Origin of the sequence: Pseudoalteromonas sp. MelDa3 (assembly GCF_002863625.1) — a bacterium.
In the GTDB taxonomy this organism is placed as follows: Bacteria; Pseudomonadota; Gammaproteobacteria; order Enterobacterales; family Alteromonadaceae; genus Pseudoalteromonas; species Pseudoalteromonas arctica.
Genome location: NZ_PJBR01000103.1, coordinates 1 through 14,829 on the forward strand (window position 1 = coordinate 1; position 14,829 = coordinate 14,829).

The 14,829-nt window shown below is 39.4% G+C and carries 16 protein-coding genes; 12 read left to right on the forward strand and 4 right to left on the reverse strand.

The genetic code is table 11. The features are described 5' to 3' along the window. Positions 1-324: 324 nt before the first annotated feature. Entirely contained in the window at positions 325-564 is a 240-nt protein-coding gene (locus CXF89_RS16135; RefSeq protein ID WP_007584874.1) for a helix-turn-helix domain-containing protein, read from the forward strand. Positions 565-634: 70 nt separating this feature from the next. Here the strand turns inward: CXF89_RS16135 and CXF89_RS16140 are convergent, their stop codons facing one another. From CXF89_RS16140 to CXF89_RS16155, 4 genes are read right to left on the reverse strand one after another with little or no spacing between them, the layout of a single operon-like run. Continuing rightward, the gene (locus CXF89_RS16140; protein WP_010555197.1) at positions 635-2,014 is read right to left on the reverse strand and encodes an AmpG family muropeptide MFS transporter; all 1,380 of its coding nucleotides are present in this window, start codon (positions 2,012-2,014) and stop codon (positions 635-637) included. Between the two features lie 50 nt (positions 2,015-2,064). Beyond that, positions 2,065-2,685, reverse strand: a complete 621-nt coding sequence (locus CXF89_RS16145) for a peptidylprolyl isomerase (RefSeq protein WP_010555196.1) — start codon at positions 2,683-2,685, stop codon at positions 2,065-2,067. 2 nt (positions 2,686-2,687) lie between these two features. Beyond that, positions 2,688-3,248 carry a YajG family lipoprotein gene (locus tag CXF89_RS16150; protein WP_024608761.1) on the reverse strand — a complete coding sequence of 187 codons (561 nt, stop codon included), beginning with the start codon at positions 3,246-3,248 and terminating at the stop codon, positions 2,688-2,690. After that, complete coding sequence (locus CXF89_RS16155) at positions 3,249-4,391, reverse strand: methyltransferase (RefSeq protein ID WP_010555194.1); 1,143 nt, start codon at positions 4,389-4,391, stop codon at positions 3,249-3,251. 42 nt (positions 4,392-4,433) lie between these two features. Here CXF89_RS16155 and CXF89_RS16160 point away from each other — a divergent pair, with 42 nt between their 5' ends. The 11 genes from CXF89_RS16160 to nqrM all read left to right on the forward strand — a co-directional run bounded on the left by CXF89_RS16160 (position 4,434) and on the right by nqrM (position 14,334). Then, the gene (locus tag CXF89_RS16160; protein WP_024589283.1) at positions 4,434-5,045 is read left to right on the forward strand and encodes an alpha-ketoglutarate-dependent dioxygenase AlkB family protein; all 612 of its coding nucleotides are present in this window, start codon (positions 4,434-4,436) and stop codon (positions 5,043-5,045) included. A gap of 62 nt (positions 5,046-5,107) precedes the next feature. Beyond that, positions 5,108-5,419, forward strand: a complete 312-nt coding sequence (locus CXF89_RS16165) for a BolA family protein (RefSeq protein ID WP_121955177.1) — start codon at positions 5,108-5,110, stop codon at positions 5,417-5,419. Between the two features lie 107 nt (positions 5,420-5,526). Then, the gene (fabV, locus tag CXF89_RS16170) at positions 5,527-6,720 is read left to right on the forward strand and encodes an enoyl-ACP reductase FabV (protein ID WP_121955178.1); all 1,194 of its coding nucleotides are present in this window, start codon (positions 5,527-5,529) and stop codon (positions 6,718-6,720) included. Between the two features lie 363 nt (positions 6,721-7,083). Next, positions 7,084-8,427, forward strand: coding sequence for a Na(+)-translocating NADH-quinone reductase subunit A (locus CXF89_RS16175; protein WP_024608762.1), 1,344 nt, complete (start codon positions 7,084-7,086; stop codon positions 8,425-8,427). A gap of 4 nt (positions 8,428-8,431) precedes the next feature. Then, positions 8,432-9,634: an NADH:ubiquinone reductase (Na(+)-transporting) subunit B gene (locus tag CXF89_RS16180; RefSeq protein ID WP_007584889.1), complete on the forward strand. Its 1,203-nt coding sequence runs from the start codon at positions 8,432-8,434 to the stop codon at positions 9,632-9,634. Further along, positions 9,627-10,379 (forward strand): Na(+)-translocating NADH-quinone reductase subunit C, encoded by a 753-nt coding sequence (locus tag CXF89_RS16185; protein WP_007584890.1) that lies wholly within the window; start codon positions 9,627-9,629, stop codon positions 10,377-10,379. The genes CXF89_RS16180 and CXF89_RS16185 overlap by 8 nt, the downstream gene beginning before the upstream one ends. Next, the gene (locus CXF89_RS16190; RefSeq protein WP_007584891.1) at positions 10,379-11,011 is read left to right on the forward strand and encodes an NADH:ubiquinone reductase (Na(+)-transporting) subunit D; all 633 of its coding nucleotides are present in this window, start codon (positions 10,379-10,381) and stop codon (positions 11,009-11,011) included. The genes CXF89_RS16185 and CXF89_RS16190 overlap by 1 nt, the downstream gene beginning before the upstream one ends. A 10-nt stretch (positions 11,012-11,021) precedes the next feature. Next, a complete protein-coding gene (nqrE, locus tag CXF89_RS16195) occupies positions 11,022-11,630 on the forward strand; it encodes an NADH:ubiquinone reductase (Na(+)-transporting) subunit E (RefSeq protein WP_007584892.1) in 609 nt (202 codons plus the stop codon). 19 nt (positions 11,631-11,649) lie between these two features. Beyond that, positions 11,650-12,879, forward strand: coding sequence for an NADH:ubiquinone reductase (Na(+)-transporting) subunit F (gene nqrF / locus CXF89_RS16200; protein WP_007584893.1), 1,230 nt, complete (start codon positions 11,650-11,652; stop codon positions 12,877-12,879). A gap of 109 nt (positions 12,880-12,988) precedes the next feature. Beyond that, a complete protein-coding gene (locus CXF89_RS16205; RefSeq protein WP_121955179.1) occupies positions 12,989-14,020 on the forward strand; it encodes an FAD:protein FMN transferase in 1,032 nt (343 codons plus the stop codon). A 101-nt stretch (positions 14,021-14,121) separates the two neighbouring features. After that, the gene (gene nqrM, locus CXF89_RS16210; protein ID WP_007376137.1) at positions 14,122-14,334 is read left to right on the forward strand and encodes a (Na+)-NQR maturation NqrM; all 213 of its coding nucleotides are present in this window, start codon (positions 14,122-14,124) and stop codon (positions 14,332-14,334) included. The last annotated feature ends 495 nt before the right edge of the window (positions 14,335-14,829 follow it).

The window sequence follows — 14,829 nt, forward strand, 5'->3', positions numbered from 1 at the left end:
ACTTAGGTCAATATTCAGCGTTTATAAATATTTACTCGTCTTCATATTTGTACCGAGTATGTAATTAGTTATTTAACCAAAGTGTTAATAGTATATAATGTATCCAAGAATGAGACGGGCAAAATTTCATTCTCAATAAAAACAAATCTTTACCACATTATTAGCGTAGTTTTTTAGCTATATTGGTGGAGTGAGTAGCAACACATGCTTTGTTAAGCAATAGCTTGCTATTGAAAATATGGTATGACTGCTTACTTGCCTACAGCTATTGATAGAGACTACTGCTTTAATAGGTACGTCAAATCATCTAGTAGGAGATGTAAAATGATGGGCAAAACAGTTTCTTCTGAAGAAAATGCAAAGCTAACAAAGTGGCTTAAAAGTAAGCGCCACGAAAAGGGTCATACAATGCGAAGCCTAGCACAAGTGCTGGGAACGCCTCATTCGTTTATCGGCAAGATTGAAAATCAAGAACGCCGTTTAGATGTGATTGAGTTTGTTCGTTATTGTACAGCTCTAGAAGTTGATCCACATGAAGCACTTAGCTTGCTAAAAGTAGATTAACTCAAACATTGCTTAGTACACTTTAAGGGGCACTTGATAGTGCTAAGCAATATGTTAATGCAGGGATGCATTAAATATTTTTATGATAATTTTTCTCAAGCTCATATAATTTATGCCTAATCAGGTATAAAAATATCAGCGAAGGTATAACCATCAAGGCTGTTAAAACAAAGAACAGCGACCAATTTCCCATTAACCAATCATCAATTACTACACCACTGTAGCTCGAAAGTAACGTTCGTCCTAAATTCCCTAATGACGCCAGTAATGCATAGTGTGTTGCACTAAATGCTCTATCGCATAGCATCGAAATAAAGGCCACCATAGCGACCAGCGACCATGCTTGCGTAAACCCATCAATAACAATAGCAAAGGCATACAGTCTTAAATCAGGGCCAACTAAAGCAATCCACGAAAAGGCTAAGTTTGAGGCCGCCATCGCAATGCCACTAACAAATAAACCCTTAACAATGCCATATTTTTGATTAAATAAACTGCCAACAAAGGTAAATATGATTGTAAGTACGGCAGTACCTACCTTTGAAAATGTAGCTATATCGCTATTGCTAAAACCAATTTCTTTATAAAAAACAATCGACATTCGTCCTAAAAACGCTTCGCCTATTTTAAATAAGAAAATAAACGCAAGTAATGCCAGTGCCGTTTTAACGCCATTTTTAGTAAAAAAAGCTCTAAAGGGATCAATAACGGTTACCGCGAGCCACGCAACAGTTTTTGTAAGAGGGGTTTGTTTTGTAGAGGACAGTTTTTCAAGGTACACACGTTCAAGCTCGGCATGTACCGCTTCTCTATTTGATTCAGGTTCTTTTGCAAACAATGCTCCACTCATTAGCAGCAGCATTACAGCAGCTAAAAAGTAATAAATTTGTGGCCAGTCGAGCGAGGGGATATCAGCCATATAAAATGGAATTGCACCTAAAAGCGCATAACCTGTCCACCAACCAGATGTTGCCATAGCGGCTGCCGCTGTTGCTTTGTGAGATTCGTTTGCTTTAAGTGTGTCTATTCTGAATGCATCAATAGCAATGTCTTGCGTTGCAGAAGCAATGGCGATTAACAAACAAATCGCAGCAACAATTGCTAAATTAGCTTTTAAATCAAGCCCAGCTAATAATAAGGTGCCAATAAAAATAAAGCTCTGGCACAATAGTATCCAGCTGCGACGTTGGCCTAGCCATTTATATAAAATAGGGAGTTTTGTACGGTCAATGAGCGGTGACCATAAAAAATTGATACTGTAAGCGCCAAATACAATGCCGAATAGGCCAATCATGCTGCGGCTTAGGCCTTCATCCTTTAGCCAAGCCGACATAACAGAGCCAATTAATACCCACGGAAAGCCGCTACTCATACCAAATATAAAAATATGGATTAAGCGTTTGTCTTTAAAGTAAGAAAAATATTCGCTAATAGAGAGAGATTTGCTCATAGGGCCTTCATTGGCTTTGATGCAGAGCAGCTAAGCTGCTCTTAAATAAATTACAGTGGAACTTGTTCAAGCATTTTAATATTTAAGATGATCACCGGTTTTTTAGGAACAAAATCGTAACCAATCTTTTCATTAAACCCTGTTTCAACAGCCATGATCTTATCAAGGGTATCGTAGCCATCCATTACATTACCAAATACAGCGAATCCCCAATCTTTACCTGGGTTTAAGTGATCGTTGTTATCCATATTAAAAAAGAATTGGCGTGTTCCTGAGTGCGGTTCACGGTCTTGATACGCCATAGCAATGCTGTACATATCATTTTTTAAACCATTGCCGCTTTCATTAAAAATAGGGTCATTTTCGTGTAAGCCGTCGTAATCTTTATCGTAGCCACCACCTTGAATAACAAAGTCGCGGTCATTTTCCACATCGCGCTCAATACGATGAAAAACACTGCCTTGATAGCTCTTATCTGACACGTAAGTTAAAAAGTTATTGACCGTAATGGGGGCTTTTGAACGGTCCAGTTCAACAACAATACTGCCCATCGTTGTTACGATTTCGACGCGTGGAAAAATATTGTCTTTTTGAACAAAGCGGCCTTCTTGGGCTGCCAAGCTACTTACACTAAAAAATAGGCCTAAGCAGATTAAAAAAAGTCGTTTCATAGTTAACCTTCTAAAAATTCTATTAATTCAGGGTCAGATACAATGCGGGTAATAATTTGCTCAGTCAACTTATTGAGCTGACCTTCTATTTTTACTCGCTCGTGACTAAACGGACCTTCTAAATTAGCACTGCCTCTATACACTTTACTAAAATTACTTGAGGCGCGAATAACGCGCACGCCAAGCTCTATATGGGCTTCGCTGGTATGGCTCACAAGTTTTTCGGTCACAACAGCCTGCAGTGCATGAATATCTACTTCAAAGCGAACAGTTGCCAAGTTAGAAATGCTGGCACCATTGCGGCTAAGGGCGCTGTCTAAAACACTTTTAACAGATTCAGTAAGACCTTGGCTTGCAAAGGTTTTAGTTTTGTCTGATTCAATAAGTTTAAGTGTTGATGAGTCGCCACGTAAATCAATTACACTGGTGCTTAAGCTACTATTTATAGTGCTTATTTGACCACTTTTATAAACAGGATTGAGTATTACTTGGCTAGGCTGATTCGCACAGCCACCAAGTATTAGTAATACACAACACCCAATTATAATGTTTGTTAATTTCATTTATAGCATTCCACTATTTTTAGTTGCACTTAGAACGACAAACTTTTTGTTTGAGCCTAACAACTTACAGTTTCCGAACATACGGTTTAATTTATCGTGATAATCTAAATGACGATTACCAATAATACGCAGCTCGCCGCCTTCTTTTAAAGTATCTTTTGCTTGTTTAAACATTTGCCAAGCAATGTGATCGGTAACAGCTTGAGCTTGGTGAAATGGAGGATTACAAAGCACCATATCCACACTGTCTCTTTCAAAGCCTGTTAAACAATCGTTTTCGATGAACTCACAGTTATCAAACTTATCGCCTAGGTTAATTTCTACATTTAACCGGGCTGACTCTACTGCCATGTAAGACTCATCAACAAAGGTAATTGATGCATTAGGGCAACGAGCAAGCGTCATTAATCCAACAACGCCGTTACCACAGCCTAAATCAATAATGCTTTTAGCTTTTGGTGTTTCTGGTAAGTAGTTAAAAAAGAAGCGCGCACCAATATCTAACGAATCACGCGAAAACACATTTGCATGATTTGTTATATTAAACTCAGTACCTTCAAGTTCCCATGTTATAGGGAAGTCTGCTGCTTTATATCCGCCTTTAGCTGTGCTTAATATAAGACGAGACTTTTTAACTGCTAGGCTTGTTGTTGTTTCACCAATAAATTGCTCAAATGATTTTATTGTTGAATTATGAATTTCTTTTGTTTTACCTGCGGCAATTACTGGCGTACCGGGTGCAAGTACTTCACTGAGTTCACTTAATTGGAACTGTAAAAAACCTACATTACGAGGGATTTTAATAAGTACTAAATCTACATCCTCTGGTAATGCCGACAAACTATCTACTTGCGTAAACTCTGCTGTAGGCAGCTTGTTTTCTTGTAAGTTATAAGCCGCAGCTTGGTGGCTAATATAAGAATCATTAACTGAACAAACCGTTAACTTATTAAAATAACAAGCAAGTGCACCAAAGCTATCGTTTAAAATAAGCAATGAGCGACAATCTGGGTGATGTTCGTTAACATAATTGATAAGGTACTCATCTGCCGAATCCCACGCTTGTAAGCTGCGGTTTTTTTGATCCAATGGAAAGCGTTCAAGAGTAAAGGTTTTATCGCCTAGCTGGGCTTGCGTCGTCATAATGGTTCGTTGATCAGTAATCTAATGTAGGTAAATTCTAACATGCAACGGCAAAACGCCAACCCCCAACAGTTACCAAATGGCTTTTCTTATCAAAGTAGGGCACTTAGTGCACAAAAAAGCCTCGATCTATTTTATTATTTGCAAAAAAACCTACGTTGGCAGCAACCCGATGTAACCGTTTATGGCAAAACGGGGCCTATTCCACGACTGCAATGTTTCATGAGTGATTTAAATATTGAATACGGCTATTCAAGTAGTAAGCAAATAGTAGAACCATGGGATGAATTGTTACTTAATATGCGGAAGCGTTTAGAAGCACATTTAAACCAGCCTCTAAACTCATTGCTCGTTAATTATTACCGAGATGGTAATGATACGATGGGATGGCACAGTGATGATGAAATAGAGCTTGGTGATAAACCAACAATTGTGTGTGTCTCTCTAGGAGCTGATCGGGTTTTAAAGTTAAAGCACAAGGCGAGCAATAAAGTAACCGACTTAAAATTACAAAGTGGCAGCTGTTTAATAATGAATGGACATAGCCAACGAGATTATCAACATGCAATACCTAAGCAAACCACGCTTGCGCATCCGCGAATAAGTTTAACTTACCGATTTATAAAGCACATTAAGCAAAAGCAATTTAGTTAGCCAATTGCTGCGTTAAATTGTTATAGTAAGTGTATAAATTAGCTAATTAAAACGGTCTTTTTATGTCAATGCAGCAACAGATCCAAGAAAAAATAAGCAACGCCATTGCGTGTAAACATTTAAACGTGATTAACGAAAGCCATATGCACAGTGCTGGCACTGAATCACACTTTAAAGTAGTAGTGGTTAGCGAAGGTTTTGCGGGTAAGCGTTTATTACAACGTCATCGCGAAATTAATGGAATTTTAAAAGATGAGTTAGCAAATCATATTCATGCACTCGCTATTCATACATATACACCCGATGAGTATGCAGAGCAGGGCGGTGAAGCGCCTGATTCACCTAATTGTATGGGTGGCTCTAAAATTAGCTAAGTAATGTTTTAGAGTATTTGATGAGTGTTTAACTGATCAGATCAGTGTTTTTAGTATTAGCCTTTAAACTAGCGCTAATTTTTATTGTAAAAGATATAGGATGATCAATGGTCATTAAGCCTAAAATTCGTGGATTTATCTGCACAAACGCACACCCAGCTGGTTGTGCAGAGCATGTTCAAGAACAAATTAACTATGTAAAACAACAAGGCGCATTAAAAAGTGCACCAAAAAATGTATTAGTTATTGGCGCATCAACAGGCTACGGCTTGGCATCGCGCATTACTGCTGCATTTGGTGGTGGTGCTAAAACATTAGGTATTTTCTTTGAAAAAGAAGGTACAGATCGTAAAACAGGTTCTGCTGGTTGGTACAATACCGCTGCTTTTCAAGATGCAGCGGACGAAGCCGGCCTTTGGTCTAAAAATATTAATGGCGATGCGTTTTCTAACGAAATCAAGCAAAAAGCAATCGACACTATTAAAGCAGATTTGGGTAAAGTAGATTGTATTATTTACAGCCTAGCGTCTCCTCGTCGTACTGATCCAAATACCGGCGAAGTGTTCTCATCTACACTTAAGCCAATAGGTAATGCAGTAACCACTAAAAACTTAAATACATCAAAGCGTGAAATTGATGAAATTACGGTTGAAGCTGCAAATCAAGACGATATCGACAACACTATTAAAGTAATGGGTGGTGAAGATTGGGAAATGTGGATTGATGCATTAAAAGAAGCGGATGTATTAGCCGATAACTTTAAAACTACAGCGTATACTTATATTGGTAAAGAGCTAACATGGCCAATATACGGACACGCTACTATTGGTAAAGCTAAAGAAGATTTAGACCGTGCAACGGCTGCTATTAAAGAATCAACAAAAGATTTAAATGGTGAGGCGTATGTTTCATCACTTAATGCAGTAGTGACACAAGCAAGTTCTGCTATTCCTATAATGCCGTTATATATTTCTGCTTTATTTAAAGTTATGAAAGCAGATGGCACATATGAAGGCACCATTGAGCAAATTCACGCATTATTTAGTGAAAACCTATATGGTGAATCGCCTCGCTTTGACGACGGTGGGCATTTATTCCAAAACTATAAAGAGCTAGAAGATGATGTGCAAGCACGCGTTCAAGCTGTATGGGATAGTGTTGATACAAGCAGCATTGATGAGCTAACAGACTATGTTGGTTACCATAATGAGTTTTTACGCTTATTTGGTTTTGGTATAGACGGTGTTGACTACGATCAAGACATAGATTCAGTTAAGCCAATTGCTAATATGATTGACTAACAGAACTTAGTTATAAAAAGCCGCAATAGCGGCTTTTTTTGTATTATGCGATTTGTTTAATTTGCGATGAAATCAGGAACGATAATTGCTTAGGCTACCACTTTGGTCTACCTTGATTTTTATTTAAATCACTTAACAAAACTAAATAAGTGTTTCTGTCGTATAATTTTCATAAATACACTCGCATAGTCATCTAAAATGATGTTAAAATCTCGACAATATGTGATGAGTTTTACTACGTTGCTTGTTTGATATTTCTAGCAAGCTGCTCTTTTGTACCTTGATATAACTTGGAATAACTCAAATGGCGACGTGGTTGATACGATTTTTCAGTTTCTTTCCTTTAATGTAATGCAAGTGCGTATGATCAATATAAAAAAAGGTCTGGATTTACCCTTAGAGGGCGCGCCACAGCAAGTTATACATGACGGTTCTGCTGTCAAACGTGTAGCTGTGCTTGGCGAAGAGTTTATCGGTATGCGTCCAACCATGCATGTTCGTGTGGATGACCAAGTCAAAAAAGGCCAGGTACTTTTTGAAGATAAAAAGAACCCAGGCGTCCTATTTACTGCTCCAGCTTCTGGCACAGTAAAAGAAATAAATCGTGGTGCTAAACGTGTGCTGCAATCTGTTGTTATTGAAGTAGCAGGCAGTGAGCAAATCACCTTTGACTCTTTCAAAGCAGACGAGCTTGCGAGCTTAGAGCGTGAAAAAGCCAAAGAAGTACTTATCCAGTCTGGTCAATGGACAGCACTTCGTGTTCGCCCATTCAGTAAAGTAGCGGCTGTGGATGCAAATCCTAGTTCTATTTTCGTGACCGCAACTGACACAAACCCATTAGCTGCAGATCCTGCAGTGATAATTGCCGAAAATGCGCAAGCATTTGAAGCGGGTCTTGCTGTTATTTCGCGTTTGACCGATGGCAAAGTATTTGTGTGTAAAAAAGCAGGTAGCCAAGTTCCTAGCTCATCTATAGCTCAAGTAGAAGTACATGAGTTTGGTGGTGTGCATCCGGCTGGCCTCGTTGGCACTCATATCCATCATCTTGATGCAGTTTCTGTTAGCAAACAAGTTTGGCATATTGGTTACCAAGACGTTATTGCGTATGGTCACCTATTCCTTACTGGTGAAATTTACACAGATCGTGTTATTTCGCTTGCAGGTCCTCGCGTTAAAAACCCACGTTTAGTGAAAACACAATTAGGTGCTTCATTGGATGATTTAGTGGCTGGTGAGCTAGAAGACGGAGATAACCGCGTTATTTCTGGTTCTGTTCTATCAGGTTCTATTTCAAACGGTGTTCATGCATTCTTAGGTCGTTACCACGTTCAAGTATCTGTTTTACTTGAGGGTCGCGAAAAAGAATTGTTTGGCTGGATTGCACCAGGTAGTGATAAATTCTCTGTAACGCGTACATTCCTTTCTCACCTTGCGCCGAGTCGTTTATTTAAAATGACAACGTCAACAGGTGGTTCAAAACGTGCCATGGTACCAATTGGTAGCTACGAGCGCGTAATGCCGCTAGATATTTTGCCTACTCTATTATTACGTGACTTAATTGCACGCGATTTAGACAGTGCAATTTCATTGGGCGCGCTTGAACTTGATGAAGAAGATTTAGCGTTATGTACCTTCGTTTGTCCAGGCAAATACGAGTATGGTTCTATCCTACGCGATTGCTTAACTACGATCGAGAAGGAAGGCTAGAGAGATGGGTTTAAAAAAATATCTAGAAGATATCGAGCCGAATTTTGAAGCCGGTGGTAAATATGAGAAGTTTTATGCACTGTATGAAGCAGCTGCAACTATTTTTTATACACCAGGCTACGTAAATAAAGGCGCGACACACGTACGCGATAACATCGACCTAAAACGCATGATGATTTTAGTGTGGATGGCGACGTTCCCAGCTATGTTTTTTGGTATGTTCAATATCGGTCATCAGGCCGCAGGTGCTTTAGCACAAGGTTTTGAACTAGCAAACACGTGGCAAGTTGGTTTGTTCCAGTTATTCGGTGGTGAATTAACCGCTGATGCAGGCTGGGGCGCTAAGATGTTCTATGGAGCATGTTTCTTCCTACCTATCTACGCGGTAACATTTGCAGTAGGTGGTTTTTGGGAAGTAATATTTGCTTCTGTGCGTAAGCATGAAATTAACGAAGGTTTCTTCGTTACTTCAGTATTATTCGCACTTATTTTGCCTGCAACGATCCCTTTATGGCAAGTTGCGTTAGGTATTACGTTTGGTGTAGTAATCGCTAAAGAAATCTTTGGTGGTACTGGCCGTAACTTCTTAAACCCTGCTTTAGCCGGTCGTGCGTTCTTATTCTTCGCATACCCAGCTCAAATCTCGGGTGACACAGTATGGACAGCAGTAGATTCTTTCTCTGGTGCAACTATGCTAGGCCAAGCTTTCATCGGGCAACTAGACTTTGCAAACATGGAATTATGGTGGAATGCGTTTTACGGTTTCATTCAAGGTTCTGTAGGTGAAACATCTACACTTGCATTGTTAGTAGGTGGTTTGTTCTTAATTTACGTTCGTATCGCTTCTTGGCGCATCGTACTAGGTGTATTCCTAGGTATGGTAGCAACTGCGTTTTTACTAAATGCTGTTGGCTCAGAAACTAACCCTGTATTTGCAATGCCTTGGTATTGGCATTTAGTACTAGGTGGCTTTGCGTTTGGTATGTTCTTTATGGCTACTGACCCTGTATCAGCTGCATTTACTGACAAAGGTAAATTGGCATATGGTCTATTAATTGGCTTTATGGTGGTTATGATACGTGTTGTGAATCCTGCTTTCCCAGAAGGTATGATGCTAGCAATCTTATTTGCTAACTTATTCGCTCCACTGTTCGATCACTTTGTAGTGCAGGCTAATATTAAGCGGAGGTTGGCACGTAATGTCTAGTAATAACGAATCAATCGGTAAAACGTTATCAGTTGTTGTAGCACTATGTTTAGTGTGTGCAATCATTGTATCGTTTGCTTCTGTACAGCTTCGTCCTTTACAGCAAGCTAATAAAAACAAAGATATTCAAAGCAATATCTTGGCTGCTGCGGGTATCGATAAAGTTGAAAATGTTTTAGAAACATTTGATGCAAAAATCGAAGCGCGCGTTGTAAACATGACTACAGGTGAGTTTGTAGATACAGACCCAACAATTTTTGATTTTGAAAAAAGCAAATATGATGCAGCGCTAAGTGTTTCTCTTCAAGAGAAAGGCGTTAAAGATATTGCTGGTATTCAACGTGTGACTAAAGAGTCGCCGGTGTATATCTCTAAAAAAGAAGATGGCTCAGTTGATGCAATTATTCTTCCTATCCAAGGCTACGGCTTATGGGGCTTAATGTACGGTTTTATCTCGCTTGAAAGCGACGCTGAAACAGTTAAGAGCATTATCTTTTACAAGCATAATGAAACCCCAGGTCTAGGTGGCGAAATCCAAAATCCACAGTGGACTGCTACATGGGAAGGTAAAGAACTTCCAATTCAAATTGTTAAAGGTACTGCGGGCAATGATGAGCATAAGATCGATGGTCTTTCAGGTGCTACATTAACGTCTAACGGTGTTGATCATGCAGTTGACTTTTGGACTGGCGAAAATGGCTTTGGCCCTTTCCTTGCGAAAGTACGTAAAGGAGCATTGAAATAATGGCTGATACTAAAGAAATGAAGGCGGTCCTATTTGGTCCGGTTTTAGCTAACAACCCAATCGCACTACAAGTACTTGGTATTTGTTCTGCGCTAGCGGTAACGTCTAGCTTAAAAAATGCGTTAATCATGTCAATCGCATTGACATTAGTAACTGCATTTTCGAGCTTCTTTATCTCGCTTATTCGTAACCAGATCCCATCATCTGTTCGTATCATCGTACAAATGACAATTATTGCATCGTTGGTAATCGTTGTTGACCAAGTATTACAGGCATTCTCTTACGCTACGGCAAAAGAGCTTTCTGTATTCGTTGGTCTAATTATTACTAACTGTATTGTAATGGGTCGTGCTGAAGCATATGCGATGAAGTCGCCACCAATTATGTCTTTCCTTGACGGTATTGGTAATGGCTTAGGTTACTCTGTAGTACTACTTACTGTTGGTTTCATTCGTGAGCTATTCGGTAAGGGTTCACTATTCGGTGTTGATATTATCCCATTAGTACAAGATGGCGGTTGGTATCAGCCTATGGGTCTATTGATCTTACCACCGAGTGCATTCTTCATCATTGGTTTATTCATATGGGTACTTCGTACTTATAAGAAAGACCAAGTAGAAGCTAAAGCGTAAGGGGCAAATAGTGGAACATTATATTAGTTTATTTGTAAAAGCCGTTTTTATTGAGAACTTAGCGTTGTCATTCTTCTTAGGCATGTGTACTTTTTTAGCAGTATCTAAAAAAGTAACTACATCAATTGGCCTAGGTATAGCGGTTATAGTTGTATTGGGTATTTCTGTACCTGTTAACAACTTGGTTTACCATGCGGTACTTGCACCAGGTTCACTTACTTGGTTAGGTTATCCAGATGCGGATCTTAGCTTTTTACGTTTCTTAACTTTCATTGGTGTTATTGCAGCACTTGTGCAAATTCTTGAAATGGCATTGGATAAGTTTTTCCCTGCACTATACAACGCATTAGGTATCTTCTTGCCACTTATCACAGTTAACTGTGCAATATTTGGTGCGGTATCTTTCATGGTTGAGCGTAACTATGACTTCGGCGAGTCTGTTGTCTATGGTATAGGCGCTGGTGTTGGTTGGGCGCTTGCAATTACATTACTTGCAGGTATCCGTGAGAAACTGAAATATTCAGACGTACCAGATGGCTTACGTGGTTTAGGTATTACCTTCATCACTGTTGGTTTAATGGGACTTGGCTTTATGTCATTCTCTGGTATTTCACTGTAAAGGGTAGCGAGGATAAATCATGGATTATCAGATTTTCTTAGGCGTTGGTGTTTTTATCGCTATCGTTGTACTACTAGTTTTAGTGATCATTGGTGCTAAATCTCAGTTAGTTGCAAGCGGTGACATCATCATCGGTATTAATGGCGATAAAGACAAAGCCATTACTACATCAGCAGGTAATAAGCTTTTAAGTGCATTATCTGAGTCAGGTATATTTGTATCATCTGCTTGTGGTGGCGGTGGCTCTTGTGGTCAATGTCGTGTACACATTAAAGAAGGTGGTGGTGATATTCTGCCAACTGAGCTTGATCACATTTCTAAAGGTGAAGCCCGTGAAGGCTGTCGTTTAGCGTGTCAGGTAAATGTTAAAAACGACATGGAAATTGAACTTGAAGAGTCAATTTTCGGTGTTAAGAAGTGGGACTGTGAAGTTATCTCTAACGATAACAAAGCAACCTTCATTAAAGAACTTAAACTGCAAATCCCTGGTGATGAGTCAGTGCCTTTCCGTGCGGGTGGTTACATCCAAATCGAAGCGCCACCTCACCATGTTAAATATGCAGATTTCGATGTTCCTGAAGAATATCGTGGCGATTGGAACCATTTTGGTTTCTTCGATCTGGAGTCAAAAGTAGACGAAGAAACAATTCGTGCATACTCAATGGCTAACTACCCAGAAGAAGAAGGCATCATTATGCTTAACGTGCGTATTGCTGCTCCGCCTCCAAGAAACCTAAGCTTGCCATGTGGTAAAATGTCTTCGTACATTTGGTCACTTACAAAAGGCGACAAGGTAACTATTTCAGGTCCATTTGGTGAGTTCTTTGCTAAAGACACAGATGCAGAAATGATCTTTGTTGGCGGTGGTGCTGGTATGGCGCCAATGCGTTCACATATCTTTGACCAACTTAAACGTTTGAACTCTAAACGTAAGATGAGCTTTTGGTATGGTGCACGTTCTGAACGTGAAATGTTCTACGTAGAAGATTTTGACGGCTTAGCCGCTGAAAATCCTAATTTCGTATGGCATACAGCACTTTCAGATCCACAACCTGAAGATAACTGGGAAGGCTACACTGGCTTTATCCATAACGTGTTATTTGAGAACTATCTTAAAGATCACGAAGCGCCGGAAGATTGTGAGTACTACATGTGTGGTCCTCCAATGATGAACGCGGCAGTTATTACTATGCTTAAAGATTTAGGTGTTGAAGACGAAAATATCTTACTAGATGACTTCGGTGGCTAACACTAATACCAAAACAGTTTAGTTTTGGTTAAAATACCAGCCTCGTAGCACTTGTGTTACGAGGCTTTTTTTATTCTTTAATTTTATCAATCTATTAAGTAGAGCTGTTATGAATCGAGTAAGTACTTCACAAGGCATAATGGCCTTTTTACTAATCACACTGACCTTATTACTGTCTGGGTGTGGCGAAAAACCAGAGTCGAGGGAAACCTTTTTAGAAGGTAAGACTATGGGCACCACTTATCATATTAAATATTACGATGAGCAGGGCCAGCTATCAGCTTCACAATTACAGCTGCAAATAGACGCTGTTTTAAAAGATGTGAATCAGTCTATGTCTACTTACATAGAAGACTCTGAAATAAATACATTTAACAGATTACCAGCAAATCAAGTTATGCCAATTAGCGAAGATTTTAGGGCTGTTATCAGCGAGTCTATTCGCTTAGGCGAATCAACTAAAACACTCGATGTCACTATGGGGCCTTTAATTGATTTATGGGGCTTTGGTCCTGATAAAAAACCAACCAATCGCCCAAGTGATGAAGAGCTTGCAAGTATGGTTGAAAAAATAGGTATTGATAAACTTATTTTAGATGAGCAAGGACTGTCTAAAACAGTTAATGGGTTAGAGCTTTCGTTTTCGGCAACGGCTAAAGGCTATGGTATTGATAAAGTAGCGCAGTTATTAGAAAGCCACAGTATTACCAATTACATGGTTGAGATTGGTGGAGAGCTGCGTATAGCAGGTGAAAAGCCAAATAATCAGGATTGGAAAATTGCGATTGAGCAACCAGATGCGCAACCTGGAGAGCGAAAGGTACACCGTGTTTTATCGCCAGGTACAAACGGTATTGCTACGTCAGGTGATTACCGTATTTTTTATAAAATGGATGGCGAGATCTATACTCATTTAATTGATCCCGTGACCGGCATGCCTATTAAGCACGACTTAGTGTCGGTAACTGTGCTTCATCCAAGCGCTATGACGGCAGATGGTTTAGCGACTGCACTTACTGTGATGGGTATGGAAAAAGCGCAAGCATACGCTCAGCAGCACGATTTACCGGTATACTTAATAGGTAAATCAAATGAGGGTTTAGTTACTTATTCAAGCCCTGCATTTAAACCTTATTTGTAGTATGGTGCTGGCTTGTTTATTTTCGCGTTATTTGGGTATATAATAGCAGTCGCTCAAAAATGTTTGAGTTTAATTAATTGCTGATCAATAGGGGCTAAGCAATGTCACTTTTTCTTCTTACTTTTGGCTTACTAATTTTGATAGTTTCGGCTATGGCCGTTGGTATGATCGTGCAAAAAAAATCTATGGCAAGCAGCTGTGGTGGTTTAGGTTCGGTTGGTATTGATAAAGCCTGTGATTGCGATGATCCATGTGATAAACGCAAAAACCGTTTAGCAAAAGAGCAAGCCTGGAAAGAAAACCAAATTATTTAAGCCCGCCTTAAATATTAAAAAGCGCTTTATAGCGCTTTTTTTGTGTCTGTAAAACTGCTTAACTCGATAGCTTCTAAAGTAATCCAATCTTAATGTATTAGACAAACGTCTATAGTTTAGTTTTTTTCACCTATTAGGTTTATTTTTCTCGTTTGTCAAATTGGAGCTAACACTCTAAAGTTTAACCATAGACACAGAGCAAGGCTCTCGTCATAAGCTTGAGGCAAGTTAGCCTCGCTTAAAAGAATCTTTATATTGTGTGTGAAGATGTTGTCAGTGTGAAAGACAACTCAAGTTCGGTGGATTCACTTCCATAAAGAACGAGTTTGAGTTGTTTTTATTCCCTTTCAATACCACGTAATGTAAACCAAGAATCTTTATATTGTGTGTGAAGATGTTGTCAGTGTGAAAGGCAACTCAAATTCGGTGGTGACTGCATTTGAGTTGTTTTTATTTCCCTACAATGCCACGCAGTGTAAACCAAGAATCTTTATA